Below are 23,343 nucleotides of genomic sequence, written 5' to 3' on the forward strand. Positions count from 1 at the left end.
CGGCGTTCGCTGAACCATTCGCGTTACTTCCGGTAACCCCGGAAGGACATCATGCGGTGCGCGCGCCAATTGTGATGGGAATGCGCTTGCGTCCACCTGTGCAAAGGGATAATCCTTAGCCGAGCGGGGAGAGGATCGACCCGCGCACGCTGCATCAGGGGGCCGTCTCCCACGGTTCGCGGCGGACATCAATTCAACGGGAACCCATTCGAATGCGCCTTCCTTTGCTCCTCGCCGGTGCGCTTGCCCTGGCGGCATGCACTGCTCACGACACTCCTTCCGACGGCAATGGATCCGCCGCGAAAGGCAACGCCACCGCGTCGGCGACGCAATCGCCCGCCGGCCTGCGCAACCACCGCGCGCGCGCCATCGCCGGCGTGCCCGACCGCGGCCAACTGTTCGCCTACACCGCGGCCTCGCCGCGCAGTCGCAGCGCGTACACGTGGCATGCGATCGCGCTCAGCGAGGACCACGCGCTCAACGCGATCGCGTCGGGCACGCTCGACGTGCCGGCGCCCGATGGTTCGACGATCTCGCTGAAGTTCGACCACGCGGTCGACCACGGCGACGGCAACTGGACCTGGGTCGGCCGTCCGGCCGGCACCAAGCCGGGCACCGAAGCGATCATCACCTTCGGCCCGAAGGCCGTGTTCGGCACCGTGCCTTACGGCCGCAAGCCCGCGCTGCGCATCTCCTCGGCGCAGGGCCGCACGTTCCTGATGGAAACCGATCCGGTGAAGCTCGCGCGCCTGGACAACGTCGGCCGTCGCCCGACCGGTCCGGACTCGGTCGCGCCGCCGCCGGCGCTCGCCGCCGCGCGCGACAAGGTGCTCGCGCGCGCTGCCGCGCAGCCGAAGACGCAGTCGCTCGTCGCCTCCGCCGCGGCGCCCGAATCGAACACCGTCGATGTCGTCGTCGGTTACACGAACGGGTTCGCCACGCGCCTGGGCGGTGAGTCGCAGGCCGTGACGCGTTTGACGCACCTGGTCGCAGTGACCAACCAGGCCTTCACCAACAGCCAGATCAATGGCGCGGTGCGCCTGGTCGGCACGGTGCAGGTGACGTATCCGGACGACACCAACAACGAAACCGCGTTGCGCGCCCTCAGTGGCGTGACGTGCACCGAGTTGGAAAACGGCAACCTCAGCTGCAGCCCGGCGGCGATTCCCGCCGCGTTGCAGCCGCTGGTCACCGCGCGCGAAAACCTGCGCGCCGACCTGATGTCGCTCGTGCGCAACTTCACCGATCCGGAAAACGAAAGCTGCGGCATCGCCTGGGCGATCGGCAGCGGCGAAGCGCCGATCACGCAGGCCGACGCGGAAGCGGGCATTTCGATCATCAGCGACTCCAACGGCATCGGCGACGACGACAGCACCGGGCAGCCGTTCCCCGACAACGGCTACGTCTGCCGCAACGAAACCTTCGCGCACGAGCTGGCCCACAACATGGGTTCGGCGCACGACGCGACGACCGCCGCGGGCGTCGACGGCGTGCTGACGCTCGATGAGCACGGCCGTTATCCGTACTCGTTCGGCTACAAGACCGACGCGGGCAGCTTCTACACGATCATGGCGTACGGCGACGATGGCCAGCAGGCCTTCCGCGTGTTCTCCAATCCGCGCATCAGCTCGTGCGGTTCGATGGCGTGCGGCACGGCGAATGCGGACAACGCACAGAGCCTGAGCAACACCATCCCGGTGGTCGCGCAGTTCTACGCGTCGATCTACGGCGGTACTTTCGCCGACGTGCCGACCAACTTCTGGGCCTTCGCGGACATCCAGAGGCTTTACGAAGGCGGCATCACGGGTGGTTGCGCCACTTCGCCGCTGCGTTATTGCCCGGCCACCGCCGTGGCGCGTGATTCGATGACGGTGTTCCTGCTGCGCGCCAAGCACGGTCGCAACTACCAGCCGCCGGCGGCGACCGGCATGTTCGCCGACGTGCCCGCCAATTACTGGGCGCGCGCGTGGATCGAACAGGCCGCGCGCGAAGGCATCACCGGTGGCTGCGCGACCAACCCGGCGCGTTTCTGCCCGACGACCCCGGTCGCCCGCGACCAGATGGCCATCATGCTGCTGCGTGCGCGCCACGGCGCGGCGTACCAGCCGCCGGCGGCGACCGGCACGATGTACGTCGACGTGCCCAAGACCTATTGGGCGGCGGCCTGGATCGAGCAGTTGTCGAAGGAAGGCATCACCGGCGGGTGCAAAACCACGCCGAAGACCTACTGCACCACCACGAGCGTCGCGCGCGACCAGATGGCCGTTTTCCTCGGCCGCGCCTTTACGTTCTGATCGTTTCCGGGCGGGGCGCCGCATGCGCCCCGCCCGCATTTCGTGAGCCGCCGGTGAAGGCGGCTGAAGTCCTGCCGCTGAGTTCATCACGCCTCTTGCATCTGAGCAGGCGTATCTCGCAATGCCTGAGCTCCCGCAGGGGGGGCCTTTCATGGCAGATCGGGAGAGCGACATGCGGAGCGGAATCTTGGTAATGGGGGTACTCGCCGGCTTGCTGGCAGGGTGCTCGGCAGGTGGACAGACGGACCTTGGCGCGAACAGTCGCGCCGCGGCTTCGAGCGCGACCGACGCGAAGTCGGTGGCGAGCACACGGCGCACGCAGGGTGCGCAGATCGCGTCGGCAGCCGACACCGGTTCGTTGTTCACGGTGGATCGCGCGCAAGCGCAGGTCCGTCGCGGCGGCATGGTGTACACGCCGGTCGCATTGAGCGAATCGCATGCACTGCGCGCGATCGCCGGCGGCACGCTCGACGTGACCGCGCCGGATGGCGAACGCATCGCGGTCAAGTACGCCCGCCACGTCGAACACGCGGACGGCAACTGGTCGTGGGTCGGCCATCCGGACGCGAAGACCGGGCAGGGCGGCGACGCGCTGCTCACCTTCGGCGAGAAGGCGGTGTACGGCACGATCAAGCGCGCCGATGGCCGCGAGTTGCAGGTCACCACGATGGGCGGCCGCACCTGGCTGGTCGAAGCCGATCCGATCGCCGCGAAGAACGCGCCGAATCCGGAACTGATGGCCGCCGACCACCTCGCGATGCCGGTCATGGCGCAGGTCGCCGATGCCGCCGCGAAGGCGAAGACGAAGGCCTCCGCGATGAAGACCGCTTCGTCGATGAAGAGCGCTTCGAAGCTCCGCGCCTCGGCGGCGGGCCCGAACACGGTCACCGTCGACCTGCTCATCGGCTACACCGCCGGCCTGCGCACGCAGCTGGGCGGCGCCTCGCAAACGCAGACGCGCCTGACCAACCTCATCGACGTGGCGAACGATACGTTCGTGCAAAGCCAGGTCGATGCGCAGATCCGCCTCGTGCAGTCGATGGAAGTGAACTATCCGGACAACACCGCCAATCGCGTGGCGTTGATGGAACTGAGCGCGGTGACGTGCGCGAACAGCAATGCGACCGACCGCACCCTGCCTTCGGGCGGCGTGACGTGTTCGCCCGCGGCGCGCCCGGCGGCCCTGGCGGCGCTGGTCAACGCACGCGAACAGGTCGGTGCCGACCTGGTCACGCTGATCCGCCCGTTGCGCATGCCCGACCAGCAAAGCTGCGGCGTGGCGTGGATGCTCGGTGGTGCGCAACAGCCCTTCAACAGCACCAGCGATGACTTCGCGTTCTCCGTGGTCAGCGATTCGAGCGGCGCCGGCTTCCCGAGCAACGGCTCGACCTGCCGCAACGAAAGCCTGATCCACGAACTCGGCCACAACATGGGCCTGCAGCACGACCGCACCGCCGCGGCCGGCGCCGACGCCGTGCTCGACGCCGACGAGTTCCCGCATCACGCCTTCGGCTTCGGCTACAACACGGCGACGTTCTTCACCGTGATGGCCGTGCGCCAGACGGGCCAGACCGGCATCCGCGTGTTCTCGACGCCGAACCTGTCGATCTGCCAGGGCCAGCCCTGCGGTATCGCCGACCAGGCCGACAACGTGCGCAGCCTGCTCGACACGTTGCCGACCATCGCCGCGTTCCGCGCGCCGCCGATGAACTTCGAAGACGTGCCGACCAACTACTGGGCCTACGATGCGATCCGTCGCGTGTTCGCCGCCGGCATCACCAGCGGCTGCAGCGCGGCGCCCGCGCGTTACTGCCCGACGGCCGTGGTCAAGCGCGACCAGATGGCGATCTTCCTGCTGCGCGGCATGCACGGTGGCAGCTTCCAGCCGCCGGGCGTGACCACCAGCTCGTTCGCCGACATCCCGCAAGGGTTCTGGGCGATCTCGTGGGTCGAGGCGCTGGTTAACGAAGGCATCACCAGCGGTTGCGGCGTGAACCCGGCGCAGTACTGCCCGGCCGGCTCGGTCACGCGCGCGCAGATGGCGGTGTTCCTGTTGCGCGCCAAGTACGGTGCGGCGTTCGTGCCGCCCGCCGCGACCGGCCGCTTCGCCGACGTCCCGACCAACTACTGGGCCGCGGCGTGGATCGAAGCGCTTGCCGACGAAGGCATCACCGGCGGTTGCGCCGCTTCGCCGGCGCGCTACTGCCCGGAGACGGCGGTCACGCGCGACCAGATGGCGGTCTTCCTGACGCGCACGTTCAACCTCTGACGCTTGCCTGAACCAACAAGGGCGCCATCGAATCCGATGGCGCCCTTTCTTTTTGCGCGAACGGTTTGCGTCAGAGGTTCTGGTAATTCGGCCCCGAACCGCCTTCCGGCGTGACCCACGTGATGATCTCGTACGGATCCTTGATGTCGCACGTCTTGCAGTGCACGCAGTTCGCGGCATTGATCTGCAGGCGCTTGCCGGTGTTCGCGGGACCGTCGGGATCGTCGACGATTTCGTAAACACCAGCCGGGCAGAAGCGCGTGCACGGATTGTCGTACTCGGCCGCGCAACGCGTGACGCACACGGTGGGATCGTGCACGACCAGGTGCACGGGCTGGTCTTCGTCGTGTTCGGTGGCCGCGAAGTACACGCCGGCGAGGCGATCGCGCGGCGCGAGTTCGCGCGCGATGTAATCGACCTTGCTCGCCTCGTGCGTGCCGACCTTGTCGATGGAACTCCAGTCCGCCTTGTTCTTCAGCGTCCACGGCGACAGACCGAAGGTCACCGTTTCCCATGCGGCGTTGAGCAGCCCGAACCACAGGCCCTTCTTGAAGGCGGGCTTGATGTTGCGCACCTTGCGCAATTCGGCCATCACCGCCGAGCCGCGCAGCTTCGCATCGAAGCCCGTGGACGACAGTTGCGAGGCGTGCAGATGTTCGGCGGCGAGCATCGCCGAGCGGATCGCCTGGTGCGTGCCCTTGATCTTGGGCACGTTGAGCGTGCCCGCGGTGTCGCCGATCAGCAGCGCGCCCGGCATTTCGCACTTGGGCAGCGACTGGTAACCACCGGTGACGATCGCGCGCGCGCCGGCCGAGACGATGGTGCCGCCTTCGAGCAGCGATTTGACCGACGGATGGTTCTTCCATTGCTGGAAGGCTTCCCACGGCTTGTATTGCGGATCCTTGTAGTCGAGCCCGCTGATGTACCCCAGCGCGATGCGGCCCTTGTCCAGGTGATACAGGAACGAACCACCGTAGATGTCGGTGGGCAGCGGCCAGCCGAGCGAATGCACGACCTTGCCCGGGCTCGTGCGTTCTTCCGGCACCTGCCACAGTTCCTTGATGCCGATCGAATAGCCCTGCGGATCGCAGTCGGCGGTGAGGTCGAATCGCTTGAGCAAACGCTTCGTCAGGTGCCCGCGTGCGCCTTCGGCGAGCACGGTGACCTTCGCGCGGATGTCGATGCCCTGCGTGAAGCCGGGTTTGTGCGTGCCGTCCTTCGCCACGCCCATGTCGCCGATGCGCACGCCGGCGACGCGGCCGTCTTCGTCGTGCAAGGTTTCGCTCGCGGCGAAACCGGGATAGATCTCCACGCCGAGCGCTTCGGCCTGCGGCGCGAGCCACGCGCACAACGCACCGAGGCTGACGATGAAGTTGCCCTTGTTGTGCATCTGCGGCGGCACGATGGGCGTCTTGATCGACGAGGTCTTCGTCATCAGCAGGAATTCGTCGTGCGTCACGGGCACGCAGATCGGCGGCGGGTTGTCGCGCCAACCGGGGAGCAGGGCATCCAGCGGCTGCGGCTCGATCACCGCGCCGGACAGGATGTGCGCCCCGATGGTCGAGGCCTTCTCGATCACGCACACGGTGGTGTCGGGGCTGAGCTGCTTGAGCCGGATCGCGCAGGCCAGGCCGGCGGGACCGGCGCCCACGACGACGACGTCGTACTCCATTACGTCGCGTTCGGTGTCAGTCATGTAACCCTCCGGTCGATGGCGCCATTCTAAGGCGCATGACGGCGCAGGCGATCCAATTGGCGGGGGCGAGCGTGACGTTCGACCCCGCGTGGCTGGGCGAAAACGAGGCGTGGGCCCTGTTCGAAGCGTTGTACGCGGCCCTGCCGTGGGAACGGCACCGCATCAAGGTCTACGGCCGTGCGATCGACGCGCCGCGGCTCAGTTGCTGGATCGGCGACGCGGCCTACAAGTATTCGGGGACGGTGTTCGAACCGCACCCCTGGCCGGCCGCGCTGGCGCCGGTGCGCGAGCGACTGGCGCGCGAACTGCAGGGCGACTTCAACAGCGTGCTCGCCAACCTCTACCGCAATGGCGCCGACCGACTGGGCTTCCATCGCGACAGCGAACCCGAACTGGGGCCCGAGCCGCTGATCGCGTCGGTGAGCCTGGGGGCGACGCGGCGCTTCCGGTTCCGCGCACGGCAAGGGGAGGGCACGCTCGGACTGGAGCTCTCGCACGGCAGCCTGCTGGTGATGTCGGGTGCCACGCAACGCAATTGGTTGCATGCGGTGCCGCCGACCGCGCGCACGGTGGGGCCGCGCATCAACCTGACGTTCCGGCATGTAGCGCCGCGATGACGCGGGTCAATCTTCGTCGGCGAGCAACTCGAGCGCCATGACCAGCGCATCTTCGCGCCCATCTTTCGCCGGGTAATAGCGCGGGCGGCGGCCGATCTCGTTGAAGCCTTCGTCGTGGTAGAGCGCGATCGCCGGTGCATTCGACGGACGCACTTCGAGGAACACGCGCTGCGCGCCGCGACCGCGCGCGAGTTGCAGGATCGCGCGCAACAAGCGGCGACCATGGCCGCGGCCCTGGACTTCCGGCGCGGTGCAGACGTTGAGCACGTGCGCTTCGCCCGCGGCGACGCTCAGCACCGCATAGCCGATGATGTCCGCGTCCTGCACGAGTACCCAAGCCGGATGATTGGCGAGCAGGCAATCGCGGAACACGCCTTGCGTCCACGGGAACGGGTAGGCGCGTTGTTCGATCGCCATGACCTCGGGCAGGTCGGCTTCGCGCATCGGGCGCAGCGACGCATGCGGCAGGCTGTCGGCGGCGAGCGCGCTCATCGGCGTGCGGCCTTGCGCAACGCGCGCAACTGCGGCCACAACGCGCGCTTGGCGGCGGGCGTGCGCAACTGCGCGAGCGGCGGGAGTTTCGGCAGCGCCGCCAGGTCGGTCTTCGCTGCGCGCGCGATGGCCTGCGTCAACGGCGTGTCTTCGATCGCGTCGGCGTTGTGCACGCGGAACACGACGTGGCCGAGCGCGTCGAGCATCTCGCGCTGGAAGTCGTCCCACGGCGGCGACGCATCGGTCATGCGGTTTCGCTCACGACCTTGCGCCGACGGAACCACATCGCGGGCCCCGACAACGCGTACAACGCCGTCGCTGCGAGCAGCACGCGCGGCGGGTCGATCCACAACGCGATGAGGATGGCGACGGCGACGACGATCGCGGTGAACGGCACGCGTTCGGCGCGCGCGCCGTGGCCGCTGCCCTTGAAGCTGTTGTAGCGCACGCGGCTGACCATCAGCAGGCCCGCGATCACCGCCACCACGGCGGCGGGGTAACGCAGCTCGGTGCCGGAGAAGCCGAGGTCGTCGCAGGTCCACACGAAGCTCGCCATCAGGCCCGCGGCCGCGGGACTGGCCAGGCCGATGAACCAACGCTTGTCGACCTGGCCCACCTGGCTGTTGAAGCGCGCCAGGCGCAAGGCCGCGCAGGCGGCGTAGAGGAACGCGACGAGCCAGCCGACCTTGCCGAAGATCGCGCCGTCGAGCTTCATCGACGACAGCGCCCAGTGATACATCACCAGCGCCGGCGCCATGCCGAAGCTGACCAGGTCGGCGAGGGAGTCGTACTGCACGCCGAACTCGGTCTGCGTGTTCGTCATGCGGGCCACGCGGCCGTCGATGCCGTCGAGGATCGCGGCGATGAAGATCGCGATGCAGGCCACCTCGAACTTGCCCTGGGCGGCGGCGATGATCGCGAAGAACCCCCCGAACAGGCCGCCGGTCGTGAACAGGTTGGGCAACAGGTAGATGCCGCGCGGGCGAGGCCGCGCTGGTTCGATGGGCTCCATGGCCAAAGTGTAGCGCCTGCGACGCAGGTCGCTTGCGCGCCCCCCGTCGCAGTGCTGCAATCGCCCCACTATCCCGGGGGAAGCGCCATGAACCGATCGACCCGCCTGCTCGTGGGCGCCTGCGCCCTGGTGATGTTCGCGCCTGCCTTCGCCCAGGCCGTCTACACGTGGAAGGACGACAAGGGCGTGACCCACTATTCCGATTCGCCGCCGCCGTCGGGTGCGAAGAAGAAGAATGTGCGCACGTCCGCCGATCCGGCGCCTGTCGCCAAGCCCGTCGCCGAAGTGAAGGCGGCCGATGCCGCCGACGCCGCGGCCAAGCCCGACAACGCCGCCGAGCAGGCCGCCAAGCAGGCGCAGGCGCAGGCCGCCGCCGAACAGCAGGCAAAGCAGCGCGACCAAGCCTGCAAGCAGGCGCAGGCCAACCTCGCTGTGTTGAACAGCCAGGCCGGCGTGTCGGTCGACCGCGACGGCGACGGCAAGGCCGACGCGGTGCTCGACACCAAGCAGCGCGCGCAGGAAGCCCAGGCCATGCAAGCGGTCGCCTCCGCCAACTGCAACTGACGCAAGCCGCATGTACCTGCGCGCGGGCTGGGTGGTGATGGGCCTTGCGATCGTGGCGGGCACCGCGTGGTACGCCGCGCGCGACCCCGCCGAGCCGGCCCGCGAACGCGCCCGCCGCGAGCGCGCCGAACAGGCCTCCGCGGAAATCGCCGCCGACGCGCAACCGATGCTCTATCGCTGGCGCGACGCGCAGGGCCAGCTGCACGTCACGCAGGAACCGCCCGCGGGCCGCCGTTACGAACGCGTCCCTCGGGACGTGCCCGCGCGCGCCATCGAAGTCGACGGCAACCGCCCGTAACGCAATCCGCGTGATGCGAGCGGGCCGGCGCGAGGTCCCGTGGCAGAATGCGGGTCTTTCCGCCGTCCGAAGTCCCCCCGATGCGTCTGTCGCAATTCCATCTCCGCACCGTCAAGGAAACGCCCGCCGACGCCGAAGTCGTCAGCCACCAGCTGATGCTCCGCGCGGGCATGATCCGCAAGCTCGCCGCCGGCCTGTACACATGGTCGCCGCTCGGCCTGCGCGTGCTGCGCAAGGTGGAAGGCATCGTGCGCGAGGAAATGAACCGCGCCGGCGCGATCGAATTGCTGATGCCGTCGATCCAGCCGAGGGAATTGTGGGAAGAGACGGGCCGCTGGGAGAAGTTCGGCGGCCAGCTGCTGAAGATCAGGGATCGCAAGGAAGCCGAGTACTGCTACGGCCCGACGCACGAAGAAGTGATCACGGATTTCGCGCGCAACGAGCTGTCCAGCTACAAGCAGTTGCCGGTCAATTTCTACCAGATCCAGACGAAGTTCCGCGACGAGATCCGCCCGCGTTTCGGCGTGATGCGTGCGCGCGAGTTCCTAATGAAGGACGCGTACTCCTTCCACGTCGATGAAGCCTCGCTCGCCGACGAATACCGCAACATGTACGACACCTACGGGCGCATCTTCACGCGCCTGGGGCTGAAGTTCCGCGCCGTGTCCGCCGATTCGGGCGCGATCGGCGGCAGCGTCTCGCACGAATTCCAGGTGCTCGCCGAGTCGGGCGAGGACGCGATCGCGTTCTCCGATGGTTCGGACTACACCGCGAACATCGAACTCGCCGAAGCATTCCCGCCCGGTCCGCGGCAGGAAGCGGCGGAAGCCTTGCGCAAGGTGGAGACGCCGACGCAGAAGACATGCGAAGACGTCGCTGCGTTGATGGGCATCGCGCTCGATCGCACGGTGAAGTCGGTTGCGGTGATGGGCGACGACGGCTTCGTGCTGGTGCTCGTGCGCGGCGACCACGTCGTCAACGAGGTCAAGCTGCGCAAGCTCGCGGGCCTGGCCGACTATCGCCTCGCGACCGAAGCGGAAATCACGACGCACCTGGGCGCCGATCCGGGCTTCCTCGGTCCGCTGCAACCGCGCGCCGACATCACCGTCATCGCCGATCGCAGCGTCGCGGCGATGCACGACTTCGTCGTGGGCGCCAACGAAAACGGCTACCACGTCGCCGGCGTGAACTGGGGGCGCGACCTGCCGGAAGCCGACATCGTGGCCGACGTGCGCAACGTCGTCGCGGGCGATCCCTCGCCCGACGGCAAGGGCACGCTGGGCATCGCGCGCGGCATCGAAGTCGGCCACGTGTTCCAGCTCGGTCGCAAGTACGCCGAAGCCATGCAGTGCACCGTGCTCGACATGGCGGGCAAGGCCGTCGTGCCGTTGATGGGTTGCTACGGCATCGGTGTTTCGCGCATCGTGGCCGCCGCGATCGAACAGAACAACGATGCCAACGGCATCCTCTGGCCCGAAGCGATGGCGCCGTGGCAGGTCGCCGTGTGCGTCATCAATCCGAAGAACGACGCGAACGTCGCCGCCGCCGCCGAAACCCTGCACCGCGAGCTCAACGCGGCGGGCATCGACACGGTGCTCGACGACCGCGGCCTGCGCCCGGGCCAGATGTTCGCCGACATCGAGCTGATCGGCGTGCCGCATCGCGTGGTCGTGTCCGAGCGCGGCCTGGCCGCGGGCACGTTCGAGTATCGTGCGCGCACCGCCGCCGATGCCGAGCAGCTGGACCGCGAGGCCCTGTTCGCACGCTTGCGCACCTGAAACCAGATCCTTCCTTCACCTTGCCGAGGAACGCCCCGATGTCCATCGATCTCAACGGCCTGTCGGCCAAGGAACTCGACGCGCTGATCGCCCAGGCGAAGAAGCGTCGCACCACGCTGAGCAAGCGCAAGCCGATCGCGCTGGTGCGCAAGAAGCTCACCGCGCTCGCGCGCGCCGAGGGGTACACGGTGGCCGAACTGTTCGGCGGCGCGGCGGGTTCGGCGCCGGCGAAGAAGGCCCCGACCAGCGCGGCGCCTTCGTCGCGCAAGTCGACCAAGGGCTACAAGCTGGGGAAGGTCGCGCCGAAGTACCGCAACCCGCAGAACGCCGCCGAAACCTGGGCCGGCCGCGGACAGCAGCCGAAGTGGATGGCCTCGCAGATCGCCGCGGGCAGGAAGCTCGAAGACTTCCTGATCCGGTAAACGACGTCAGAGGTTGCGGCGCGCGGAGACCAGCAGGTTTCCGAACAACAGGCCCGCAACCAGTGCCATCAGCGAATTGAGCACCGCGATCGCCGCGGCGCTGCCTGCATCGACGTTCTGTTGTTGCACCAGGTCGATCACGCCGCGCAGCGCGATGCTGCCTGGCACCAGCATGATGATGCCGGGCACGCGCACCAGCGCACCCGGTCGCTGCGAGAGGCGCGCATAAGCGTTGCCGAGCGCGGAGGTCGCGAGCGCCGCGAGGAACACGCCGCCCACGGCGTCGAACATCTGCCCACCGAAGCGCGCGATGAGATACCCGCCCGCCGCCGACAGCATCACCACCCAGTAGTCGCGCAAGCCTGCGCGGAACAACACGGCGAAGGCGAACGCGCCGCTGACGAGCGCGACGCCCTCGACCCATTCGGGTTGCGGGCGCGAGGCGCGGATCTGCGGATGCAGCCCGATGTACTCCGCGAGTTTGAACGCGATGACGGTGCCGATCGTGAGCTTGAGGATCGTCGTGAGCGCGCCGGCGAATCGCGCCGTGCCGGACACCAGGTGCCGGCTGGTGAGTTCGTTCACCGCGTTGGTGAGCGTCATGCCGGGGAGCAGCACGATGAGGGCGGCGATCGTGACGGTGTTGAGGTTGAGCGGGCCGACCAGGCTCGCCACCGTGATCGCGACCAGGCCCGCGACGACGCCGGCGATCGCGTCGCTCGCTTCGTTCAAGCGGACGCGGCCCTGCGAGGCGAGTTCGAGCATGCCGATCAGCAGGCCGATCAGGCCGGCGGTGCCGATGTCGAGCCAGGGCAGGCGCAACAGGCCCGCGACGGCCGCCGAGGCCAGGCCGAAACCGAAGACCTGCATCGCGCGCTGTCGCGTCGTCGGCGGTCGCGACAATGCGCGAAGTTGCGCGTGTCCTTCCGCGATGCCGACGCGGCCGGCCATCACGTCTTCGGCGATGCGATCGGCCTCGCATAACTTGTAGAGGTGCGTGTCTCCGGGCGCCAAACGGATCACTCGCGTCGTATCCGAGACGCCCGCGGGTCGACGCGGATCGCTGAAGGACAGGATCATGCCCGTGGGGTTCGACCACGGTTCGCAGTCGAGTCCCAGGCGTTGCGCCACCGCGACCACCGCGCCTTCCAGGCGTTGCGCGGTCGTGCCGTAGGCATGCAGGTGCTCGGCGACTTCGAGCACGAATTCGATGCGTTCGGCGTAGCCGGCGCTCGCGGCGTCGGCCGTTGCCGATGCCACCGTCGGAACCAGGGAAGGAGGCGCGCTCATATGTTCGAAGCATCGCATGACACTCGCGACACACAAGGCGGCGGCGAGGGCACTCGGTCATCCATCATCGGACGAATCGTTGCATTCCGTCCCGGAATGGATTACAACGGGATCATCTCCCGCCTGGGACGTGCCATGGCCCAACCGCTCGAAAAACCGCAGGCACACGCACCGGACCTGTCTTCGGCGCAGTCCGCCGCGGCTGCGCTGCGCACCTTCTTCCGCATCGCCGATGCCTGGGGCCTGTCCAACGACCAGCAGCGCCAGTTGCTCGACTGCGGCCGCAGCACGTTCTACGAGTGGAAAAGCGGGCGCGTGAAGCGCGGCCTGGACAACGCCACGCTCGAGCGGATCTCCCACGTCTTCGGCATCTACGCCGCGCTGCAGGTGCTGCTGCCCATTCCCGAACGCGCGCACGCCTGGATCAAGCGCGACAACGCCGCGCCGCTGTTCGGCGGCAAGTCCGCGCTCGATCGCATGCTCGCCGGGCAGGTGTCGGATCTGTTCGTCGTGCGCCAGTACCTCGACGCGCAACGCGGCGGGTGGTCCTGACGCACGTGCGGCTCACGCATGTCCAACTCGCGTGGGACACCTCGTGCCGGCTCGTCGCAAGCCGGTATCCGGCGGTGGGCCTGTTCGATGCGGTCGCCGATCCGCTGGACCTGGAGGTCGTGTTCGCGGTCGAAGCGCTCGGCAATCCGCGCCTGCGCCAGGAACAGGGCGCCCTGTCGCTGCTGCCGCAGGACCAGCGCATCAGCGGCCCGGGCACCACGCCGATCATGTCGGCGTTCACCCATCTCAACCCCGAGGGCTCGCGGTTTTCCGACGGCACCTGGGGCGTGTATTACGCGGCGAACGACCTCGACACCGCGATCGCCGAAGTCAGCCACCATCGTGCCCGCTTCCTCGCGCGCACCGCGGAGGCGGCCATCGAAATCGATCTGCGCTGCTATCGCGTGCCGGTGCGCGCGCGGCTGCTCGACCTGCGCGGCCGTCGCGCACCCGCGGGCATCCTCGATCCCGCCAGTTATGCCGCTTCGCAACCCTTCGCACGCACGCATCGCGATGCGAACGAGCCGGGCATCGTCCACGACAGCGTGCGGCGCCGCGGCGGGCAATGCGTCGCGCTGTTCACGCCGAAGGCGACGGTGCCGCCGGCGCAGCAGGCCGAACACGTCGCCCTGTGCTGGAACGGTGAACGCATCCATGCGTGGTACCGCAAGTCGGACGCCCGGTTGCTGTAAAGCGCGCGTCCACGCCCGGCGCAAGCGGGACTCTGTATGCTCCGCGCCAAAGGGGACCCGATGCGCGACGAGAGCCGCCCGCCCAGTCTTGAAAGCGATGCCGAAAGCCGCCTGCGCCTGCTCGGCAGCTGGACGCTCGCGCACGCCGCCGGGATGGCCGAGCAACTGCGGATGGCGCCGGACACCGTCGAAGCCGTCGACGCGTACGACATCGAACACCTCGACTCCGCCGGCGTGCTCCTGCTGCTGCGCTACGCGCGGCGCCGCGGCCTGGACCTGGACAGCTTCCACTTCCGCGACGACCACGTCCCGCTGGTCTCGGCCATCGAGGACGTCGCCGACGACCGCCCGAAGAAGAAGCGCGAATTCGGCGTCAGCGCCGCGCTCGCGCGCCTGGGCTACGCGGTGCACGACAACTGGCGCGAGATCCTCGCGCTGGTGGGCTTCCTCGGCGAGAACCTGATGAAGTTCGGCCGCATGCTCGCGCAGCCGCGGCGCTTCCGACTGACCGCGACCGTCTTCCACATGGAACAGGTGGGCCTGGACGCCGTGCCGCTCGTGTTCCTGCTGTCGTATCTGGTCGGCGCGGTGATCGCCTTCCTCGGCGCGAACATCCTGCGCGACTTCGGCGCGGAGATCTACGTCGTCGAATTGGTCAACGTGGCCTTCCTGCGCGAGTTCGGCGTGCTGCTCACCGCCATCATCCTCGCCGGCCGCACCGCGAGCGCGTTCACCGCGCAGATCGGTGCGATGCAGAGCCGCGAGGAAGTCGATGCGATCCGCACGCTCGGCATGGATCCGATCGACCTGCTCGTGCTGCCGCGCGTGATCGCGTTGCTGGTGATGCTGCCGCTGCTCACGTTCATCGCGATGATCGCGGGCTTGCTCGGCGGCCTGTCGGTGGGCGCCTTCAGCCTCGACATCCCGCCGCAGGCGTACCTTGCGCGCATGGAATCGACGATCGAAGTGCGGCATTTCCTCGTGGGCCTGTCGAAGGCGCCGCTGTTCGCGCTCGTGATCGGGTTGATCGGCTGCCTGGAAGGCCTGCAGGTCGAAGGCACGGCGCAATCGGTGGGCGAACGCACGACCTCCAGCGTCGTGCAGACCATCTCGCTGGTGATCGTGATCGACGCGATCATGGCGCTGTGGTTCCTGCAGATGGACATCTGACATGGCCATCGACGAAAACAACATCGTCATCCGCGTCCGGGGCCTGACCAACACCTTCGGCGAGCAGATCGTGCACGAGAACCTCGACCTCGACGTGCGCCGCGGCGAAATCATCGGCGTCGTGGGCGGGTCGGGCGCGGGCAAGTCGGTGTTGATGCGTTCGATCATCGGCCTGCGCCGGCCGGATGCGGGCGAGATCGAAGTGCTCGGCGTCGATGCGCGCGACGAAGACGAAGACGTTCGCAACCACATCCAGCGCAACACCGGGGTGTTGTTCCAGGACGGCGCGTTGTTCTCCTCGCTGAGCGTCGGCGAGAACGTGCAGGTCCCGTTGAAGGAAGAACACCCCGAGCTTCCCGATTCCCTGCGCTACGAACTCGCGCTGCTGAAGGTGAAGCTCGCGGGCCTGCCGGCCGACGCGGTGAACAAACTGCCTTCGCAACTTTCCGGCGGCATGCGCAAGCGCGCGGGCCTGGCGCGCGCACTCGCGCTGGACCCGCCCTTGTTGTTCCTCGACGAACCCACCGCGGGCCTGGACCCCATCGGCGCGGCCGCGTTCGACGAACTCATTCTCACCCTGCAACAGGCCCTGGGCCTGACGGTGTTCCTGATCACGCACGACCTGGACACGCTGTACGCGATCTGCGATCGCGTCGCGGTGCTGGCCGACAAGCGCGTGGTGGTGAACGCCCCCATCGAGGAGGTCGAGCGCTTCGACCACCCGTGGGTGCAGGAATATTTCCACGGTCCACGCGCCCGCGCCGCCCGCACGGCGACCGCTGGCACAATGGCCTGAAGGGAGGGTCCATGGAAACCAAGGCCAACTACGTCCTGATCGGCGCCTTCACGCTGGCGGTCAGCATCTTCGGCCTGTTGTTCGCGTTGTGGGCGGCCAACTGGTCCTCCGAACGCGAATGGAACAAGTACCACATCGTCTTCAACGAGGCGGTCACCGGTTTGTTCGAGGGCGGGAGCGTGCGCTACAACGGCATCACCGTCGGCACCATCGACCAGTTGCGCCTGGCGCCGAACGACCCGCGCAAGGTCGTCGCCACGGTGCGCATCAACACCAACACGCCGATCAAGACCGACACGCACGCGAAGATCTCGCAGGACGGCCTCACCGGCCCGACCTTCATCCAGCTCAGCGGCGGCAGCCCGAACGCGCCGCAGCTGGTGTCCAACGACAGCGACGTGCTGCCGACCATCGCCACCGAACCCTCCGCGCTGCAGAACATCGCCGACACCGCCAACCGCCTGGTCGCGCGCATGGACGTGCTGCTCAGCGACGAGAACGTGCGGCGCATTTCCGATTCGCTCGCGAACATCGAAGCGCTCACCGATTCGGTCGCCGCGCAGCGCGAGGACATCGGCGCACTGATCGTCAACGCGCGACAGGCCAGCGAACAATTGAAGGTGACGTTGGACACCACCAACGGCGCGGTCGAACGCCTGGACAAAGATGTCGTGCGGCAGTTGCCGCAGATCATCGCGAAGCTCGATCGCACGCTCGCGCAATTCGAATCGGTGGCCACCAACGCCAACGGCGTGATCGACGACAATCGCGCGCCGCTCGCCAACGGCCTGCAGCAACTCGGGCCGGCGATGGCCGAACTGCGCGGCCTGGTGCGCGACCTGCGCCGCGTCGCGAGCCGCCTCGACGCCAACCCGGCGGGCTACGTGCTCGGCCGCCAGCAACCCAAGGAGTTCGTGCCCGAATGATCACGCGCATCCGCCTGGTGGTCGCAACCGCCGTGCTGGCCCTGCTTGCCGGCTGCAGCACCATCGTGGGAAAGCGGGAGTCGCTGTCGCTCTACGCGCCCGAAGCAAAAGTGCAGCCCGATGCGGCCTGGCCGCAGGTGGACTGGGCCTTGCAGATCCCGCGCCCGCACGCATCGGAATTGCTGGATTCCCCGCGCATCGTGGTGCGCCCGGCCGATGGCGAATTGCAGGTCTACCACGCTGCGATCTGGGCCGAACCCACGCCCGACCTCGTGCAGGACGCCGTGCTGCGCGCCTTCGAAGACAGCGGCCGCATCGGCGCCGTCGCGCGTCGCGGGACCGGGGTCAAGGCCGATTACGAATTGTTGCTCGACATCCGCAACTTCGAATCCGATTACGCAGGCGGCGCGACGCCGAGCGCGGACGTGCAGATCGTCGCCAAGCTCGTCGCCAACCGCACCAACACGGTCGTGGCGACGCGCATGTTGAAGCAGCGGACACCGGCGGCTTCGACCAAGGTCGGCGATGTCGCGCGTGCGTTCGATGCCGCGCTGTCGGCAGCCGTGAAGGACGTCGTCGGTTGGGCGCTGGTGGAAGGCCAGAAATTCGACCAGGCGCATCCGGCGCCGGTGCCGCCGATCAAGCGCTGACTTTCTTCCGCGCCAGCGCCGGCTTTTCCACGAGGTGCCAGGAGAGCACCGCCAGCGCGATGGTGCCTGCGCCCGATGCCGCGATCATCTGCTCGGGCGTGATGCCCGGGATCGTCGACACCAGCAACTGCTGCATCGGGAAGGCATAGATGTAGATGCCGTAGGAGTAGTCGCCGAGCTTGTTGAATTTGCGAATCCAACCGCCCGGCACGTACGCCAGCCACATCACGATGTAGGGCGCGGTCAGCGGATAGACCCAGAAGAACGCCCTCGGCTGCCAGATGCCCACGACCAGCAACGCGCACGCGGCCGCGAACAGCTTGCCCGACATCGGAATGCGGTCGCGGTAGATCCACATTCCCGCGCCGCAGAAGAAAAAGAAGAACAGGCGGAAGGTGTGCCAGTGCTTGTACGCCTGCGCATGCGCGATCCAGAACGACAGCAGCATCAGCGCCGTACCGACGATCACGATCCGCGTGAATGCACGCGCCTTGTCCGACTTCACGAAGCCCGCCACCCACCACACCAGCGCGAGCGTGAGATAGCAGCGCAGCTCGAAGGGCAGCGTCCACAGCGAACCGTTGATGACCTGCATCGAATTGGATTCGAACACGCCCGGCAGGCTGTATTTCAGGCCGGTGAGGACCGTCGTGTTCTTCCAGATGAACTTCCACACGGCCCAGTCGCTGAAGTACTCGTTCAACGGCACCGTCGTGACCAAGGGCCCCATCACGAGCGCCAACAGTATCGACATCACGAACAACGCAGGGAAGATGCGCAGCGCACGCGCGCGCACGAAGGCCTTGAAGTTGTCCAGGCGCAGCAGGCTCGCGGTGACGAGGAACCCGCTGGTGATGAAGAACACGTCCACCGCCACGCCGCCCGGCGTGTAACCGAGCCACTGCACCCAGGGTTCGAACGCGGGGCTGAGCACGATCGCGTAGCTGTGGCTCCACAGCACGGCGAAGGCCGCCGCGAAGCGGACCAGGTTGAAGTTGTTGTCGCGCCCCGTCGCGTATTGCGAGAGCCGCATCGTCAACCCAGCCGCGCCCGTTGCGCGGCGAGCGCGTCGCGTTGCGCGGTCCAGTCGATCAGGCGCTGGCGCTCCTGCTCGACGACGGCCGCCGGCGCGTTCTGCACGAAGGTCGCGCTGGCGAGCTTGTTGGTCGACTTCACCAGCTCGGCTTCGACGCGCTTGAGTTCCTTGTCCAGGCGCGTGCGTTCGGCGGAGAGGTCGACCAGCCCTTCGAGCGGCACGAACAACTTCATCTCGCCGACCAGACCCGCGGCCGCGGCGGGCGGTTCGCCCTGCAGCACGTCGATCGTTTCGATGCGGTTGAGGAAGCGCAGCTGCGAGTCGAAGCGACCCAGGCGCTTGCACTCGGTTTCACCGCCGCCCTGCACGAGCAACGCGATCTGCTTGGTCGGAGACACGCCCAGTTCGCTGCGGATGCGGCGCAGTGCGCTGACCATCGCCTTGAGCCATTCGACGTCGGCTTCGGCCGCCGCGAAATCGCCGGCGTTGTCGCCGGCCTGCGGATAGGACTGCAGCGAGATCGTCGGCGCGTCGATCGACAGGCGCGGCGCAACCGACTGCCACAGTTCTTCCGTCACGAACGGCACCAGCGGATGCAGCAGGCGCAGCAGCGATTCCAATACATGCAGCAAGGTATGGCGCGTGCTGTCGGCGGCCTGTGCGTCGCTGCCGTTGAGCGCGGGCTTGGCGAGTTCGACGAACCAATCGCAGAACTCGTTCCACGCGAACTCGTACAGCGCCTGCGCAAGCAGGTCGAAGCGATACGCGGCGAAGTGCGTGGCCGCCTGCGTCGTCGCGTTTTCGAGGCGCGCGAGAATCCAGCGCTCGGCATCGGTCGCGGGCGTCGGCTTGCCGGTGAACACCTTGCCTTCGGTGTTCATCAACACGAAGCGCGTGGCATTCCACAACTTGTTGCAGAAATTCTTGTAGCCCTCGGCGCGACCGAGATCGAACTTGATGTCGCGGCCCGGGCCGGCCAGTGCGGCCATCGTGAAGCGCAACGGATCGGCGCCATGCGCGGCGATGCCGTCGGGGAATTCCTTGCGCGTGGCCTTCTCGATCTTCTCGGCCATCTTGGGCTGCATCAGCCCGGTCGTGCGCTTTTCGATCAGCGCACCGAGCGCGATGCCATCGATGATGTCGATCGGATCGAGGATGTTGCCCTTCGACTTCGACATCTTCTGGCCGTCCTTGTCGCGAACCAGGCCCGTGATGTAGACGTCGCGGAACGGCACGCGCCCCGTGAGGTGGTCGGTCGCCATGATCATGCGCGCGACCCAGAAGAAGATGATGTCGAACCCGGTGACGAGCACGGACGACGGCACGTAACGATCGAAGCCGAGTTCCGACATCTTCGCTTCGTCCGGCCAGCCCATCGTGCTGATCGGCCACAGTTGCGAAGAGAACCAGGTTTCGAGGACGTCGTTGTCCTGCGTCAGCGCGACGTCGCTTCCGAGCGCGTGCTTCGCGCGCACTTCGTCTTCGTTGCGACCGACGTAGATCTTGCCGCTGGCGTCGTACCACGCCGGAATGCGATGGCCCCACCAGAGCTGGCGGCTGATGCACCAGTCCTGGATGTTCTCCATCCAGTGGCGATAGGTGTTGATCCAGTTCGGCGGAACGAACTTCACTTCGCCGCTCTCGCACAACTCCAAACCACGCTTCGCGAGCCCATCCATCTTCACGAACCACTGGTCCGTGAGATACGGCTCGATCACCTGGCCCGTACGATCGCCGCGCGGCACCTGCAGCTTGTGCGGCTTGGTCTCGACGAGCAGGCCCTGCGCTTCGAGATCGGCGAGCACCTGCTTGCGCGCGATGTAACGATCCAGGTCGCGATACGCCTCGGGGACGTTGTCGTTGGTCACCGCATCGGGCGTGAAGATGTTGATCAGCGGCAGGTCGTGGCGCTGGCCGACGAGGTAGTCGTTGAAGTCGTGCGCCGGCGTGACCTTCACCACGCCCGTGCCGAATTCGCGATCGACGTACGCGTCCGCGATGATCGGGATCTCGCGATCGGTCAGCGGCAACTTCACCCGCTTGCCGATCAGCGGCGCGTAGCGCTCGTCGTCCGGATGCACCATCAGGGCGGTGTCGCCGAGCATCGTTTCCGGGCGCGTGGTCGCGACCGTGAGCAGGCCACTGCCGTCGCTGAGCGGATACGCGATCGACCAGAGATGACCGTCTTCTTCTTCGTTGACGACTTCCAGGTCGGAGATCGCGGTCTTCAACACCGGATCCCAGTTGACCAGGCGCTGGCCGCGATAAATCAATCCGTCGTCATGCAGGCGCACGAAGGATTCGATCACCGCGTCGGCGGCCATCGGATCCATCGTGAACACACTGCGCGACCAATCGCCCGACGTGCCGAGTCGGCGCATCTGGCGTTCGATCGTGTGGCCGCTCTGCTCGCGCCACTCCCACACCTTGTCGATGAAACCCGCGCGGCCGAGGCCGTCGCGCGTCAGGCCATCGCGCGCGAGGTTGCGCGCGACCACCATCTCCGTCGCGATGCCGGCGTGGTCGGTGCCCATCTGCCACAGCGCATCGAAGCCGCGCATGCGGTGATAGCGCACCAGCGCATCCTGCAGCGTGTGCTGGAACGCGTGGCCCATGTGCAGCGTGCCGGTGACGTTCGGCGGCGGCAGCAGGACGACATAGGGTTCCCCGATGCCGCGCGGCTTGAACGTGCCGGCGCTTTCCCACGCTGCGTACAGGCGGGATTCGAAGGAAGAAGGATCGTAGCTGGGGGCGAGGGTGTCGCTCATCGGGTCACATATCGTGCTTGGTTACATCGAAGCCGCGCGCGGCGTACTGCTTCCAGCGCTCGCGCAACGGGCCGCGCGCGCTTTCGTCTGCGGGCACCACTTCCAGGACGCGTTCGACCGCGCCGTCCACCGCGCCATCGCGCAGGTTGATCACGATCGGCCGCAGCGCCGCATCGACGTCGGGCGGCGCGATCAACACCGCGGCTTCCTCCTCGTCGTCGTCCTGGCCTGCGATCTGATGCGGGATGTAGGCATCGTCGCCCATGTCCCACAACAGATCGTCGAGCGTTTCCGCTTGCTCCGCATCGCGCGCGAGGATCAGCGTCGCGATCCCCGCGTCGTGCGCCTTGCGAGCGAGCTCGCAAACGAGCCGCAGCGGTTCATCGCGGAACCGCGGCTTCGCGATCAGGTAGAAATCGGCGCGCGGCACGCGGTCAGGCTGCCGCGCGATCGAGCAACCACTGCGAGAGCAGGCCGACCGGGCGACCGGTGGCCATGCCGCGCTTGCCTTCGTCGTTCGCCACGCCCGCGATGTCCAGGTGCGCCCAGCGCTGGCCTTCGGCGAAGCGCGCCAGGAAGCAGCCCGCGGTGATCGCGCCGGCCCAGCGGCCGCCGATGTTGTAGACGTCGGCGAAGCTCGACTCGAGCAGCGACTGGTATTCGTCCCACAACGGCAGGCGCCATGCGCGGTCGAAGGTGGTTTCGCCGGCGGCGAGCAATTCGGCCGACAGATCGTCGTGCTTGGTCATCAGGCCGCTGGCGTACTTGCCGAGCGCGACGACGCAAGCGCCGGTGAGCGTGGCGACGTCGACCAGCGCCTGCGGTTCGAAGCGCTGCGCATAGGTGAGCGCGTCGCACAGGATCAGGCGGCCTTCGGCGTCGGTGTTGCCGACTTCGATGGTCTTGCCCGACATCGAGGTGATGACATCCGACGGGCGATAGCTGTCGCCGTCGGGCATGTTCTCGACGGCCGGCACGATGACGACGAGGTTGATCGGCAACTGCATGCCGACCGCGGCGACGAAGGTGCCCATCACCGTCGCGGCGCCGCACATGTCGTACTTCATTTCCTCGATGCCGCCCTGCGTTTTCAGGTTGATGCCGCCGGTATCGAAGGTGATGCCCTTGCCGACGAGCACGTAAGGCTTCGCCGCGCCACCGTTGTTCCACTTCATGATCACCATGCGCGGCGGATTGGCCGAACCGCGGGCGACCGCGAGCAGCGAGCCCATGCCGAGCGCATCCATCGCGTCGCGGTCGAGCACGTCGCACTCGGCCTGCGGGAAGCGCGCGGTGAATTCCTGCGCCTGCTGCGCGAGGTAACCGGGATTGCAGATGTTGGGCGGCAGGTTGCCGAGTTCGCGCGAGAACGCGACGCCCGCGGCGATCGCCTTGCCCTGCGCGAGCGCTTGCGCGTCGTCGCCGGCAATGGCCATCGACTTCAGGCCCGTTTCTTCGCGCTTCTTGTTCTTCGCGCCGAGCGTGGCGGTGTAGCGGTAGCACGCGTGCGAAGCGGCGACGACGGCCTGGCGGATGTTCCAGGCGGTGTCGCGTTCCTTCACGGGCACTTCGGTGAGCGTGAACAACGCCGAGACGACCGGGCCGGTGCGCAGCGCGCGCGCGGCGTCGCCGACGGCCTTGAGGTATTGCGCGGCGCCGAACTTGTCGCGGTCGCCCAGGCCGATGACCAGGACGCGCGGCGCGGTAACGCCGGACAGGTCGTGCAGCAACGCGGTGCGGCCGGTCTTGCCGCTGGCGTCGCCGCGGGTGATGAGCGCGGCGATGCGGCCGCCGCTGGCTTCGTCGATGGCTTGTGCGGCGGGCGACAGGGTGCCGTCGGCGAAGGCGCCGACGACGACGCAATCGGTCGTCACGCCGGCGACGGACGCGGAGTTCAGGGTGAATTCGAGGGACATCGCAACGTTCCGGGGGGTGAGAAGGTCGCCCGCGACTTCGGGGTCGCGTCGGTTTCCGTACAATCGCACGGCGTTCAATGCCGCGCGGCCGGACTTCCGGCGATC

General features: G+C 67.5%; 22 protein-coding genes. 13 read left to right on the forward strand and 9 right to left on the reverse strand.

Features of this window, described 5'->3' with window-relative positions:
• Positions 1–212 precede the first annotated feature (212 nt).
• Positions 213–2,294, forward strand: coding sequence for a reprolysin-like metallopeptidase (locus GN331_RS05865; RefSeq protein WP_156640910.1), 2,082 nt, complete (start codon positions 213–215; stop codon positions 2,292–2,294).
• Positions 2,295–2,466: 172 nt separating this feature from the next.
• Complete coding sequence (locus GN331_RS05870) at positions 2,467–4,563, forward strand: reprolysin-like metallopeptidase (RefSeq protein ID WP_197427017.1); 2,097 nt, start codon at positions 2,467–2,469, stop codon at positions 4,561–4,563.
• A 70-nt stretch (positions 4,564–4,633) separates the two neighbouring features.
• Here GN331_RS05870 and GN331_RS05875 read toward each other — a convergent pair whose 3' ends face one another.
• The gene (locus tag GN331_RS05875) at positions 4,634–6,259 is read right to left on the reverse strand and encodes an electron transfer flavoprotein-ubiquinone oxidoreductase (RefSeq protein WP_156640912.1); all 1,626 of its coding nucleotides are present in this window, start codon (positions 6,257–6,259) and stop codon (positions 4,634–4,636) included.
• A 35-nt stretch (positions 6,260–6,294) separates the two neighbouring features.
• Between GN331_RS05875 and GN331_RS05880 the strand changes: the two genes are divergently transcribed.
• Positions 6,295–6,876 (forward strand): alpha-ketoglutarate-dependent dioxygenase AlkB family protein, encoded by a 582-nt coding sequence (locus tag GN331_RS05880; RefSeq protein WP_156640913.1) that lies wholly within the window; start codon positions 6,295–6,297, stop codon positions 6,874–6,876.
• 6 nt (positions 6,877–6,882) lie between these two features.
• On the opposite strand, the gene rimI is transcribed toward GN331_RS05880, so the two are convergent.
• Genes rimI through pssA form a run of 3 tightly spaced genes read right to left on the reverse strand, consistent with a single transcriptional unit; the run spans position 6,883 to position 8,380 of the window.
• On the reverse strand, positions 6,883–7,368 hold the full coding sequence (gene rimI / locus GN331_RS05885) for a ribosomal protein S18-alanine N-acetyltransferase (protein ID WP_156640914.1): 486 nt from the start codon (positions 7,366–7,368) through the stop codon (positions 6,883–6,885).
• A complete protein-coding gene (locus GN331_RS05890) occupies positions 7,365–7,616 on the reverse strand; it encodes a hypothetical protein (protein ID WP_156640915.1) in 252 nt (83 codons plus the stop codon). Before GN331_RS05890 ends, rimI begins: the two co-directional genes overlap by 4 nt.
• Positions 7,613–8,380, reverse strand: a complete 768-nt coding sequence (gene pssA / locus GN331_RS05895) for a CDP-diacylglycerol--serine O-phosphatidyltransferase (protein ID WP_156640916.1) — start codon at positions 8,378–8,380, stop codon at positions 7,613–7,615. Before pssA ends, GN331_RS05890 begins: the two co-directional genes overlap by 4 nt.
• An 87-nt stretch (positions 8,381–8,467) precedes the next feature.
• Between pssA and GN331_RS05900 the strand changes: the two genes are divergently transcribed.
• The 4 genes from GN331_RS05900 (at position 8,468) to GN331_RS05915 (ending at position 11,442) form a co-directional block, all read left to right on the forward strand.
• Positions 8,468–8,944, forward strand: coding sequence for a DUF4124 domain-containing protein (locus GN331_RS05900; protein ID WP_156640917.1), 477 nt, complete (start codon positions 8,468–8,470; stop codon positions 8,942–8,944).
• Positions 8,945–8,954: 10 nt separating this feature from the next.
• On the forward strand, positions 8,955–9,242 hold the full coding sequence (locus GN331_RS05905) for a DUF4124 domain-containing protein (RefSeq protein ID WP_156640918.1): 288 nt from the start codon (positions 8,955–8,957) through the stop codon (positions 9,240–9,242).
• A gap of 80 nt (positions 9,243–9,322) precedes the next feature.
• Positions 9,323–11,020, forward strand: coding sequence for a proline--tRNA ligase (locus GN331_RS05910; RefSeq protein ID WP_156640920.1), 1,698 nt, complete (start codon positions 9,323–9,325; stop codon positions 11,018–11,020).
• 38 nt (positions 11,021–11,058) lie between these two features.
• Complete coding sequence (locus tag GN331_RS05915) at positions 11,059–11,442, forward strand: H-NS histone family protein (RefSeq protein WP_156640922.1); 384 nt, start codon at positions 11,059–11,061, stop codon at positions 11,440–11,442.
• Between the two features lie 6 nt (positions 11,443–11,448).
• Here the strand turns inward: GN331_RS05915 and GN331_RS05920 are convergent, their stop codons facing one another.
• On the reverse strand, positions 11,449–12,702 hold the full coding sequence (locus GN331_RS05920; RefSeq protein WP_331713372.1) for a threonine/serine exporter family protein: 1,254 nt from the start codon (positions 12,700–12,702) through the stop codon (positions 11,449–11,451).
• 165 nt (positions 12,703–12,867) lie between these two features.
• Between GN331_RS05920 and GN331_RS05925 the strand changes: the two genes are divergently transcribed.
• Genes GN331_RS05925 through GN331_RS05950 form a run of 6 tightly spaced genes read left to right on the forward strand, consistent with a single transcriptional unit; the run spans position 12,868 to position 17,518 of the window.
• The gene (locus tag GN331_RS05925) at positions 12,868–13,284 is read left to right on the forward strand and encodes an MbcA/ParS/Xre antitoxin family protein (protein ID WP_156640926.1); all 417 of its coding nucleotides are present in this window, start codon (positions 12,868–12,870) and stop codon (positions 13,282–13,284) included.
• Positions 13,275–13,976 (forward strand): RES family NAD+ phosphorylase, encoded by a 702-nt coding sequence (locus tag GN331_RS05930; protein ID WP_331713373.1) that lies wholly within the window; start codon positions 13,275–13,277, stop codon positions 13,974–13,976. Before GN331_RS05925 ends, GN331_RS05930 begins: the two co-directional genes overlap by 10 nt.
• A 60-nt stretch (positions 13,977–14,036) precedes the next feature.
• Positions 14,037–15,146, forward strand: coding sequence for an MlaE family ABC transporter permease (locus GN331_RS05935; RefSeq protein WP_156640928.1), 1,110 nt, complete (start codon positions 14,037–14,039; stop codon positions 15,144–15,146).
• A 1-nt stretch (position 15,147) separates the two neighbouring features.
• Positions 15,148–15,942, forward strand: coding sequence for an ABC transporter ATP-binding protein (locus tag GN331_RS05940; RefSeq protein ID WP_156640930.1), 795 nt, complete (start codon positions 15,148–15,150; stop codon positions 15,940–15,942).
• A gap of 11 nt (positions 15,943–15,953) precedes the next feature.
• Positions 15,954–16,868 carry an MlaD family protein gene (locus GN331_RS05945; RefSeq protein WP_156640931.1) on the forward strand — a complete coding sequence of 305 codons (915 nt, stop codon included), beginning with the start codon at positions 15,954–15,956 and terminating at the stop codon, positions 16,866–16,868.
• A complete protein-coding gene (locus tag GN331_RS05950) occupies positions 16,865–17,518 on the forward strand; it encodes an ABC-type transport auxiliary lipoprotein family protein (protein WP_156640933.1) in 654 nt (217 codons plus the stop codon). Before GN331_RS05945 ends, GN331_RS05950 begins: the two co-directional genes overlap by 4 nt.
• Here the strand turns inward: GN331_RS05950 and GN331_RS05955 are convergent.
• From GN331_RS05955 to GN331_RS05970, 4 genes are read right to left on the reverse strand one after another with little or no spacing between them, the layout of a single operon-like run.
• On the reverse strand, positions 17,508–18,551 hold the full coding sequence (locus GN331_RS05955; RefSeq protein WP_156640935.1) for an acyltransferase family protein: 1,044 nt from the start codon (positions 18,549–18,551) through the stop codon (positions 17,508–17,510). The two genes, GN331_RS05950 and GN331_RS05955, sit on opposite strands and share 11 nt — an antisense overlap.
• A 2-nt stretch (positions 18,552–18,553) precedes the next feature.
• Positions 18,554–21,322, reverse strand: coding sequence for a valine--tRNA ligase (locus GN331_RS05960; protein ID WP_156640938.1), 2,769 nt, complete (start codon positions 21,320–21,322; stop codon positions 18,554–18,556).
• A 4-nt stretch (positions 21,323–21,326) separates the two neighbouring features.
• Positions 21,327–21,752 (reverse strand): DNA polymerase III subunit chi, encoded by a 426-nt coding sequence (locus tag GN331_RS05965; protein WP_331713374.1) that lies wholly within the window; start codon positions 21,750–21,752, stop codon positions 21,327–21,329.
• Between the two features lie 4 nt (positions 21,753–21,756).
• Positions 21,757–23,238: a leucyl aminopeptidase gene (locus GN331_RS05970; protein WP_156640940.1), complete on the reverse strand. Its 1,482-nt coding sequence runs from the start codon at positions 23,236–23,238 to the stop codon at positions 21,757–21,759.
• Positions 23,239–23,343 lie beyond the last annotated feature (105 nt).

Origin of the sequence: Noviluteimonas gilva, assembly GCF_009740395.1 — a bacterium.
GTDB lineage: Bacteria > Pseudomonadota > Gammaproteobacteria > Xanthomonadales > Xanthomonadaceae > Noviluteimonas > Noviluteimonas gilva.